The sequence below is a fragment of the Rhodococcus sp. 14-2496-1d genome, from assembly GCF_002259365.1.
In the GTDB taxonomy this organism is placed as follows: Bacteria; Actinomycetota; Actinomycetes; order Mycobacteriales; family Mycobacteriaceae; genus Rhodococcoides.
This window is the reverse complement of record NZ_NPFV01000050.1, coordinates 1911-5362: the sequence shown is the minus strand read 5'-3', so window position 1 is coordinate 5362 and position 3452 is coordinate 1911. Positions and strand designations below refer to the sequence as shown.

General features: G+C 55.5%; 2 rRNA genes. Both read right to left on the bottom strand.

From position 1 onward, the window contains the following. Nucleotides 1-2: 2 nt before the first annotated feature. A 5S ribosomal RNA gene (rrf, locus tag CH296_RS28340) occupies nucleotides 3-119 on the bottom strand. A gap of 133 nt (nucleotides 120-252) precedes the next feature. Next, nucleotides 253-3406 (bottom strand): 23S ribosomal RNA (locus tag CH296_RS28335). Nucleotides 3407-3452 lie beyond the last annotated feature (46 nt).

Sequence of the window (3452 nt, the reverse complement as noted above, 5' to 3'; positions counted from 1 at the left end):
GTGTTCGGCGGTGTCCTACTCTCCCACACCCTGTCGAGTGCAGTACCATCGGCGCTGGAGGGCTTAGCTTCCGGGTTCGGAATGGGACCGGGCGTTTCCCCTCCGCTATGGCCGCCGTAACTCTGCGAAACAGTTACACACGGAACATCAGCGGTGCCACCGGATCTGGATCGGTGACGTACTGGGTTCATTCAATTGTTGTGCTGAAACGTGTGTTGTTTCAGATATTGCACAGTGGACGCGTAGCTTCTTTGTGGTAAGTCCTCGGCCTATTAGTACCAGTCACCTGCACCCATTACTGGGCTTCCAGTTCTGGCCTATCAACCCGGTGGTCTGCCGGGGGCCTTACCCCCTCGAGGGGGTGAGAAACCTCATCTTGGAACAGGCTTCCCGCTTAGATGCTTTCAGCGGTTATCCCTTCCGAACGTAGCCAACCAGCGGTGCTCCTGGTGGAACAACTGGCACACCAGAGGTTCGTCCGTCCCGGTCCTCTCGTACTAGGGACAGCCTTCCTCAAGTTTCTTACGCGCGCGGCGGATAGAGACCGAACTGTCTCACGACGTTCTAAACCCAGCTCGCGTGCCGCTTTAATGGGCGAACAGCCCAACCCTTGGGACCTACTCCAGCCCCAGGATGCGACGAGCCGACATCGAGGTGCCAAACCATCCCGTCGATATGGACTCTTGGGGAAGATCAGCCTGTTATCCCCGGGGTACCTTTTATCCGTTGAGCGACACCGCTTCCACTTGCCGGTGCCGGATCACTAGTCCCGACTTTCGTCCCTGCTCGACTTGTCAGTCTCACAGTCAAGCTCCCTTGTGCACTTGCACTCGACACCTGATTGCCAACCAGGCTGAGGGAACCTTTGGGCGCCTCCGTTACATTTTAGGAGGCAACCGCCCCAGTTAAACTACCCACCAGGCACTGTCCCTGAACCAGATCATGGTCCGAGGTTGAGGTATCCAATACGATCAGAGTGGTATTTCAACAACGACTCCACAGTAACTGGCGTCACCGCTTCACAGTCTCCCACCTATCCTACACAAACCGAACCGAACACCAATACCAAGCTGTAGTGAAGGTCCCGGGGTCTTTTCGTCCTGCCGCGCGTAACGAGCATCTTTACTCGTAATGCAATTTCGCCGAGTCTATGGTTGAGACAGCTGAGAAGTCGTTACGCCATTCGTGCAGGTCGGAACTTACCCGACAAGGAATTTCGCTACCTTAGGATGGTTATAGTTACCACCGCCGTTTACTGGGGCTTAAATTCTCAGCTTCGCCATCACTGGCTAACCGGTCCTCTTAACCTTCCAGCACCGGGCAGGCGTCAGTCCGTATACATCGTCTTACGACTTCGCACGGACCTGTGTTTTTAGTAAACAGTCGCTTCTCACTGGTCTCTGCGGCCCACACCAGCTCACACTGCAAGAGTGATCACCGGCAGGGGCCCCCCTTCTCCCGAAGTTACGGGGGCATTTTGCCGAGTTCCTTAACCATAGTTATCTCGATCGCCTTAGTATTCTCTACCTGACCACCTGTGTCGGTTTGGGGTACGGGCCGTGTAACAACTCACTAGAGGCTTTTCTCGGCAGCATAGGATCACTGAATTCGCCTCAATCGGCTACGCATCACCTCTCAGGCTGTGTGAACGGCGGATTTGCCTACCGTTCGCCCTACAGGCTTACACCAGTACAACCACTGACTGGCCCAGCTACCTTCCTGCGTCACCCCATCGCTTGGCTACTACCAGATCAGGTCCCACGCATCCACCCGCCCCCGCACACCCGAAGGCGTGAAGTAAGCGAGATTCAGGGTGGTTAGTATCACTGATTCACCATGGGCGCGGTTACACGGGTACGGGAATATCAACCCGTTGTCCATCGGCTACGCCTGTCGGCCTCGTCTTAGGTCCCGACTCACCCTGGGCGGATTAACCTGGCCCAGGAACCCTTGGTCATTCGGCGGACGAGTTTCTCACTCGTCTTTCGCTACTCATGCCTGCATTCTCACTCGCGCAGCCTCCACACCTGGATCACTCCGATGCTTCCATGGCTGCACGACGCTCCCCTACCCACCCACACACCTGCACACAGATCCGCAGACCTGCATGGGGCTGTTGTGTGAGTGCCGCAGCTTCGGTGGTGTACTTGAGCCCCGCTACATTGTCGGCGCAGGATCACTTGACCAGTGAGCTATTACGCACTCTTTCAAGGGTGGCTGCTTCTAAGCCAACCTCCTGGTTGTCTTCGCGACCCCACATCCTTTTCCACTTAGTACACGCTTAGGGACCTTAGCTGGCGATCTGGGCTGTTTCCCTCTCGACTACGAACCTTATCGCCCGCAGTCTCACTGCCACGCTCTCACTCACCGGCATTCGGAGTTTGGCTGATTTCGGTAAGCTTGTAGGCCCCCTAGACCATCCAGTAGCTCTACCTCCGGTGAGAAACACGTGACGCTGCACCTAAATGCATTTCGGGGAGAACCAGCTATCACGGAGTTTGATTGGCCTTTCACCCCTACCCACAACTCATCCCCTCAGTTTTCAACCTAAGTGGGTTCGGTCCTCCACGACGTCTTACCGTCGCTTCAACCTGGCCATGGGTAGATCACTCCGCTTCGGGTCTAGAACACGCCACTACACACCTTGCGGTGATACGCCCTATTCGGACTCGCTTTCGCTACGGCTACCCCACACGGGTTAACCTCGCGACATGCCACTAACTCGCAGGCTCATTCTTCAAAAGGCACGCCATCACCAGCCATGACGAATCATGCACCGGCTTTGACGGATTGTAAGCGCACGGTTTCAGGTACTATTTCACTCCCCTCCCGGGGTACTTTTCACCTTTCCCTCACGGTACTAGTCCGCTATCGGTCACCAGGGAGTATTCAGGCTTATCGGGTGGTCCCGACAGATTCACAGCAGATTTCACGGGCCCGCTGCTACTTGGGTATCCACAACGACAGTTGCAATGTTTTCGTCTACGGGACTCTCACCCTCTACGACAGGCCGTTCCAGACCACTTCGACTAACACCACAATTTCTCACTGTCGGCCGATCCGGCAGAATCGACAATGCAAACCCCACAACCCTCCATACGCAACCCCTGCCGGGTATCACACGCACAAAGTTTGGCCTCATCCGCTTTCGCTCGCCACTACTCACGGAATCACTATTGTTTTCTCTTCCTGTGGGTACTGAGATGTTTCACTTCCCCACGTTCCCTCCACACACCCTATATATTCAGGTGCAGGTAACACGACATCACTCGTGCTGGGTTTCCCCATTCGGACACCCTCGGATCACAGCTCGGTTGACAGCTCCCCGAGGCTTATCGCAGCCTCCTACGTCCTTCATCGGCTCCTGGTGCCAAGGCATCCACCGTACGCTCTTCATTACTTACAACAAAGATGCTCGCGTCCACTGTGCAATTCTCAAACAACACACACAC